At 72.0% G+C, this 6,945-nt stretch carries 5 protein-coding genes; 1 reads left to right on the top strand and 4 read right to left on the bottom strand.

What is annotated here, in order from left to right; translation table 11 throughout:
* The 4 genes from ABZ641_RS21405 to ABZ641_RS21390 form a co-directional block, all read right to left on the bottom strand.
* Positions 1-1,478, bottom strand: a 1,478-nt coding sequence (locus ABZ641_RS21405; protein ID WP_359983953.1) for an NCS2 family permease, incomplete at its 3' end; no start/stop codon positions are given.
* 260 nt (positions 1,479-1,738) lie between these two features.
* Entirely contained in the window at positions 1,739-4,102 is a 2,364-nt protein-coding gene (gene pucD / locus ABZ641_RS21400; protein WP_344627966.1) for a xanthine dehydrogenase subunit D, read from the bottom strand.
* On the bottom strand, positions 4,099-4,584 hold the full coding sequence (locus ABZ641_RS21395; RefSeq protein ID WP_344627967.1) for a (2Fe-2S)-binding protein: 486 nt from the start codon (positions 4,582-4,584) through the stop codon (positions 4,099-4,101). The genes pucD and ABZ641_RS21395 overlap by 4 nt, the downstream gene beginning before the upstream one ends.
* A complete protein-coding gene (locus tag ABZ641_RS21390; RefSeq protein WP_359983949.1) occupies positions 4,581-5,468 on the bottom strand; it encodes an FAD binding domain-containing protein in 888 nt (295 codons plus the stop codon). Before ABZ641_RS21390 ends, ABZ641_RS21395 begins: the two co-directional genes overlap by 4 nt.
* A 413-nt stretch (positions 5,469-5,881) precedes the next feature.
* Here ABZ641_RS21390 and ABZ641_RS21385 point away from each other — a divergent pair.
* Positions 5,882-6,945 (top strand): PucR family transcriptional regulator ligand-binding domain-containing protein (locus ABZ641_RS21385; RefSeq protein WP_359983946.1); only part of this gene is annotated, 1,064 nt, incomplete at its 3' end.

The following is a 6,945-nucleotide window of genomic DNA, read 5'->3' as shown; positions in this document are numbered from 1 at the left end:
GGCTGGACGACCGTGGTGTCGACCCGGCTGCCGCTCGACGAGGTGTCCGGGCAGGGCGGCGGCCACGGCGCCAAGGGCGGGCCGCAGGGCGCGCTCTTGCCGGTGCCGGCCTTGATCACGGTGTAGGCGATGACGCCCGCGGCGACACCGGCGGTGATGCTGTAGGTGAACGGCATCAGGACGCAGGTGAGGAAGGCCGGGATGGCGACCTCGCGGTCGGACCAGTCGATGTGCCGGGCCTGGCTCATCATCATCGAGCCGATGACGACCAGGGCCGCGGCGGCGACCTCGACCGGGACGATGCCGGCGATCGGCGAGAAGAACAGCATCGCGGCGAAGAACAGGCCGGTCACGGTGGAGGCGAGGCCCGTCCGGGCGCCGTCGCCGACGCCGGTGGCGGACTCCACGAAGACGGTCTGGCCGGAGGCGCCGACCACACCGCCGACCGCGCCGCCGGCACCGTCGATGAACAGCGCCTTGGACAGGCCGGGCATCCGGCCCTTCTTGTCGGCGAGCCCGGCCTCGGTGCCGACGCCGATGATGGTGGCCATCGCGTCGAAGAAGCCGGCCAGCACCAGGGTGAAGACGGCGACCGAGGCGCTGATCGCGCCCATGCCCTTGCCGGTGAAGGCGCCGAAGAGGTCGACGTGGCCGAACAGGCTGAAGTCCGGGGCGGCGACCGGGCTGCCGGGCCACACCGGGGCGGAGTTGGCCCAGGTCTTGGCGGGCAGGTCGGCGACCGCGTTGACGATCATGGCGAGGACGGTGCCGCCGGCGATGCCGATCAGGATGGCGCCGCGGACGTTGCGGGCCAGCAGCACGAAGATCGTCAGCAGGGTCAGCGCGAAGATCAGCACGGGCCAGCCGGCCAGCTCGCCGAAGGGGCCGAGCGAGAGCGGGGTGGGGCCGCCGGTGTGCACGAAGCCGGCCTTGTAGAGGCCGATGATGGCGACGAACAGGCCGATGCCGATGGTGATGGCGTGCTTGAGCGGCAGCGGAATGCCGTTCATGATCTTCTCGCGGAGTCCGGAGACCACCAGCAGGACGATCAGCAGGCCGTAGATCACGCACAGGCCGAAGGCCTGCGGCCAGGTGGTGTGCGGCACGACGAGTGCGGAGATGGCGCCGGAGACGCTGAGTCCGGCGGCGAGGGCCAGGGGCACGTTGCCGACCACGCCCATGAGGATCGTGGTCACCGCGGCGGCGAGCGCGGTCGCGGTCGTCAGTGCGGAGTGGTCGAGCTTGACGCCGTTGACGTCCGCCCCGCTCAGGATGATCGGGTTGAGCAGGACGATGTAGGCCATCGCCATGAAGGTGGTGACGCCGCCCCGGAGCTCGGTCGCGAGGGTGGAACCCCGCGCCGAGATCTTGAAGTACGCGTCCAGCGGGTTCTTCGGGGTGACGACCGGCGGCGTGAGGGCGTCGTCGGTGGCAGGTCTGTCTTCAGTGGTACCGGGCTCTGTGGGGATCCGGGTCATGTCCACTCCCAAGGTTCAAAGGGGGTTGGGGTGGGCGAGCCGACCTGAATGCCAGGCTGTGGGAGGTAGGCACAGGGGGACTGTTCGACTCACGGAGGTACGCGGGGGTCCGCGTACCGGATGGGGTGGTGCGTGCCGCTGCCGGGCCCCGGCGTGGGTGGGGAAGCGGGTGGAGCACATCCGGTGTGTGGAGTTGTGGTGCGCCCCCGGGGCGGCGGGGAAGACGTGTCGCCGCCCCGGGGAGGTCCTGCGCGGTGTGGCTAGAGCGTCCCGGTGAGGTGCTCCGGCCGGACCGGCACCCGGTTGAGGGCGAGGCCGGTGGCGTTGCGGATCGCCGCGACGATCGAGGGGGTGGCCGACACGGTGGGGGCCTCGCCGACGCCGCGCAGTCCGTACGGGGCGTGCGGGTCGGGGAGCTCCAGCATGTCCACCGGGATCGGCGGGGTGTCCAGGATGGTGGGGATCAGGTAGTCGGTGAAGGAGGCGTTGCGCACCTTGCCGTCCTTGACGACGATCTCCTCCATCACGGCGAGGCCGAGCGCCTGGGTGCAGCCGCCCTGGATCTGGCCGATCACCGAGAGCGGGTTCAGCGCCTTGCCGACGTCCTGGGCCGCGGTCAGCTCGACCACCTTGACCAGGCCGAGCTCCACGTCCACGTCGACCACCGCGCGGTTGGCGCAGAAGGTGTACTGGACGTGGCCGAAGCCCTGGCCGGTCTCCTTGTCGAACGGCACGGTCGGCCGGTGGTGGTGTTCGCGGGTCAGGTCGATCGCCTCGTCGCCGAGCAGGTCGACCATGGGGACGAGCACGCCGCCGGTCTCCGAGACGACCTTGCCGCCGACCAGGGTGATGTCCTTGTGCTCCCAGCCGTAGCGGCGCCGGCCCTTCTCGATCAGCGCCTGCTTGACCGCCTCGGCGGCCAGCTTCACCGCACCGCCGGTCATGTAGGTCTGGCGGGAGGCGGAGGTGGAGCCGGCCGAGCCGACCTCGGTGTTGGCCGGGTGGATGGTGACCTGCTCGACGCCGAGCTCGGTGCGGGCGATCTGGGCGTGCACGGTGACGCCGCCCTGGCCGACCTCGGCCATCGCGGTGTGCACCATGGCGACCGGCTCGCCGCCGATGACCTCCAGGCGGACCCGGGCGGTGGAGTAGTCGTCGAAGCCCTCGGAGAAGCCGACGTTCTTGATGCCGACCGAGTAGCCGATGCCGCGGACGATGCCCTCGCCGTGCGAGGTGTTGGACAGTGCACCGGGCAGGGTGCGCACGTCCAGGTTCTCCAGGTCCAGCGGCGGCGGCAGCGGCATGTCCTTGACCCGCTGCAGCAGCTCGGCGACGGGGGCGGGCGCGTCGATCTCCTGGCCGGTCGGCATGAAGTCGCCCTGGGTGACGGCGTTGATCTGGCGCAGCTCCACCGGGTCCATGCCCAGCTCGGCGGCCAGCTTGTCCATCTGCGACTCGTAGCCGAAGCAGGCCTGCACCGCGCCGAAGCCGCGCATCGCGCCGCAGCTCGGGTTGTTGGAGTAGAGGGCGATCGCCTCCATCCGCACGTTCGGGATGACGTACGGGCCGTGGCCGAGCGAGGCGGCGTTGCCGACCACCGCGGGGGAGGCCGAGGCGTACGCGCCGCCGTCCAGCACGATCCGGCAGTCGGCGAAGACCAGCTTGCCGTCCCGGGTGGCGCCGTGCTCGTAGGTCATCTTCGCCGGGTGGCGGTGCACGTGGCCGAAGAAGGACTCGTCGCGGGAGTACACGATCTTGACGGGCTTGCCGGTGTGCAGGGCCAGCAGGCAGGCGTGGATCTGCATCGACAGGTCCTCGCGGCCGCCGAAGGCACCGCCGACGCCGGCCAGCGTGAGCCGGACCTTCTCCTCCGGCAGGGCCAGCACCGGCGCCATCTGCTGGCGGTCCACGTGCAGCCACTGGGTGGCGATGTACAGGTCGACGCCGCCGTCCTCGGCGGGCACCGCGAGGCCGGACTCCGGGCCGAGGAAGGCCTGGTCCTGCATGCCGACCTCGTAGGTGCCCTTGACGATGACGTCCGCCATGGCGCGGATCTCGTCGGTCACGCCGCCGCCGGAGACCAGCTTCTGGCTGTGGCAGATGTTGCCGGAGCCGTGCGACTTGTACTCGTGCGGCTCGTGCACGTAGCCGTACGTCTCCGGGTCGAGGCACTGCTCCTCGGTGGTGATCGGGGTGAGCACCTCGTACTCGACCTTGATCTTCTTCACCGCGCGGCGGGCCGTCTCCGGGTGGTCCGCCGCGACCAGGGCGATCGCCTCGCCGTGGTAGCGGACCTTGTCGATGGCCAGCGCCGGCTGGTCCTGGATCTCCAGGCCGTAGTACTTGGAGCCGGGGATGTCGTCGTGGGTCAGCACCGCGTAGACGCCGGGCACCTTGAGCGCCTCGGAGACGTCCACCGAGAGGATGTTGGCGCGGGGGTGCGGCGAGCGCAGCGCCATGCCCCACAGCATGTCCTCGTGCCACATGTCCGAGGAGTAGGCGAACTCGCCCTTGACCTTCAGGGTGCCGTCCGGGCGCAGCGGGGAGCCGCCGATGCCGTCCTTGCTCGCCTGGTGGATGTTCTGCAGGTTCTTCTGGCCCTGGATGGTGCGGGTGCCGCTCATTCGGAGACCGCCTTCGCGCAGGTGCGGGCGGAGGCGAGCCGCACCGCGTCCATGATCTTCTCGTAGCCGGTGCAGCGGCACAGGTTGCCCGACAGCGCCTCGCGGATGTCGGTGTCGCTCGGCTGCGGGTCCTGGGCCAGCAGCGCGTCGGTCTGCACCAGCAGACCGGGGGTGCAGAAGCCGCACTGCACGGCGCCCGCGTCGACGAAGGCCTGCTGGACGAGGCCCAGCTCGCCGCCCTCCTCGGTCAGGCCCTCGACGGTGCGGACCTCGCGGTCCTGCACCTGGCCGGCCGCGACCAGACAGGAACAGACCGGCACGCCGTCCAGGTAGACGGTGCAGGAGCCGCACTCGCCCTGCTCGCAGGCGTTCTTCGAACCCGGCAGGCCGACCCGCTCGCGCAGCACGTACAGGAGGCTCTCGCCCTCCCAGACGTCGTCGGCCTCGACGGGCTTGCCGTTGGCGGTGAACGTGACCCTCATGCCGCGCTCCTGATCTGCTTGCTGTAGTCGTTCCAGGTCCAGGTCAGCGTGCGGCGGGCCATCACGGCCAGCGCGTGCTTCCGGTAGTCCGCGGTGCCGCGGACGTCGTCGATCGGGGACGCGGCGGCGCGGACCAGCTCGCCGAACCGCTGGATCACCTCGGCGCCCAGCAGGTCGCCCGACTCCCACAGGCCGCGCTCGGCGAGCACGCCCTGCAGGTACTCCTCGGCCTCCACCGCGCGGCGCGGGGTGGGGGCGGCCGAGCCGATGCCGCTGCCGACCGTGCGGCTCTTCGGGTGCAGCGCGAAACCGAACGCGCAGACCGCGATCACCATCGCGTTGCGGGTGCCGATCTTGGAGAACTGCTGAGGGCCGTCCGCCACCGGGATGTGCACGGCGCGGATCAGCTCGTCGGCCTCCAGGCTGTTGCGCTTGACGCCGGTGTAGAAGTCGTCGATCGGGATCAGCCGGGTGCCGCGCACCGAGGCCGCCTCCACGAGGACGTCCCGGCCGGCCGCCAGCAGTGCGGGGTGCGAGTCGCCGGCGGGCGAGGCGGCGCCGAGGTTGCCGCCCACGGAGCCCCGGTTGCGGATCTGCGGCGAGCCGACGGTGTGCGCCGCCAGCGCCAGGCCGGGCAGCGGTCCGGACAGCTCGTCGATGATCCGGCTGTACGGAACCGCGGCGCCCAGTCTCACGGTGTCGCCGTCGATCGACCAGGTGGCGAGGTCGCCGATGCGGTTCAGGTCGAGAATCGCGGATGGCCGGTGCACGTCGAAGTTCATCTCGACCATGACGTCCGTGCCCCCGGAGATGGGCAGCGCGGTCGGGTACTCAGCCTTCGCCGCGAGCGCCTCGTCCCACGTAGCGGGCCGAAGGAACTCCATGCGGGTGTCTCCTCAAGTCGTCGCCAACCGGACAGTGGGCACAGTGCCCCGAACTCGGTGTTCGGACCTTGCTACCGCTTCGTTGCCTCGGCGTTGAGCTCCGGTCACCGGGTTGTTCCGGTGGCGTGTGGCCAGTGAACCGCTGTGACGGGGCCCACTGGCAGTCACCGATGGCATGAAGCCCGCGCGCCGGTCCCGCCCGGCATCCTGTACGTTCCTCTAAGGCTGACAATTGCCCAGTCCAGCGGTTTCCCTACCGCCACCTACGACCGTAATCCGGCCGTGACGGAGAGGCGACGGGCCCGTGACCGGTCGGCCGCGCGGGACGTTCCGCCGAGGGCCGCGGACCTGGTGCACACTGTGAGGCCCCACATCCACCCGACCCCCACCCTCCAGCACGAAGGAGTCTGCGGATGCGTGTCCGCGACCTGCTCGCCCCCGGCGCCCCGCGGCTTCGGCTGCTCGCCGCCGAGGAAGAGCTCGACCGGCAGGTCAGCGGTGTGATGACCACCGACCTCCAGGACCCGGGCCGCTACCTGCACGGCGGCGAACTGGTGCTCACCGGCATGCTCTGGCGCACCGGCCCGGACGACTCCGAGCGGTTCGTCCGCACCATCGCGGCCGGCGGGGCGGTCGCCCTGGCCGCCGGCGAGGCCGAGGTCGGACCCGTCCCCGAGGACCTGGTCGAGGCCTGCCGCCGGCACCGGATGCCGCTGCTCGTGGTGCCCGACGACGTCGCCTTCGGCGCCGTCGCCGAGTACATCGGCCGCCAGGTCTCCGCCGACCGGGCCGCCGACCTCGCCGCCCTGGTCGACCGGCACCGGCTGCTGGTCTCCGCGGCCGGCGGCGGCGGCCTGGACGCCGTGCTCGACCTGCTCGGCGGCGACCTCGACCTGGACTGCTGGGTGATCGCCCCCACCGGCCGGGTGGTCGCCGGACCGGCCGACCGGCTCTCCGCCGAGGACCGCGACCAGCTCGTCCGCGCCCACCTCGCCGCCCAGCGCCAGCGCCGCCGCCCCCCGCACCGCGCCCGCCTCGCGGTCGGCGCCTACTCGTTGCTGCCCGCCCCCGCCGACCCCGGCGCCGAGGCCCCGCTCGCCGACTGGCTGCTCGTGGTCGCCGGCGACGTCACCGAGTGGACGGCCAAGCGCCAGCAGCTCGCCGAGAACCTCGCCCGGCTGGTCGCCGCCGAGCGCACCCGCCGCGACGAGGGCCGCCGGCTGCGCCGCCGGATCGCCGACGAGGTGCTCACCCTGCTCCGCCAGGACGCCGACCCGCTGGAGATCTCCCGCGCGCTGCAGGCCTCCGCCACGATGGCCGCCAAGTACGAGGGCGGCCGCCCCGAGACGGCCGACTCCTGGCTGATCCTCTCGGCCGAGGGCACCGGCCTGCCCGAGGGCACCGTCCGCGCCGTCCTGGAGGAGGCGCTCACCGACTCCACAGACCGGGCGCTGGTCGCCGGCGCCGGCAGCGGCGC

Source organism: Kitasatospora sp. NPDC007106 (assembly GCF_040634455.1).
GTDB classification, from domain to species: domain Bacteria; phylum Actinomycetota; class Actinomycetes; order Streptomycetales; family Streptomycetaceae; genus Kitasatospora; species Kitasatospora arboriphila.
Note: the sequence above shows the minus strand (reverse complement) of the source record. Positions and strands in the feature narration are given on the sequence as shown.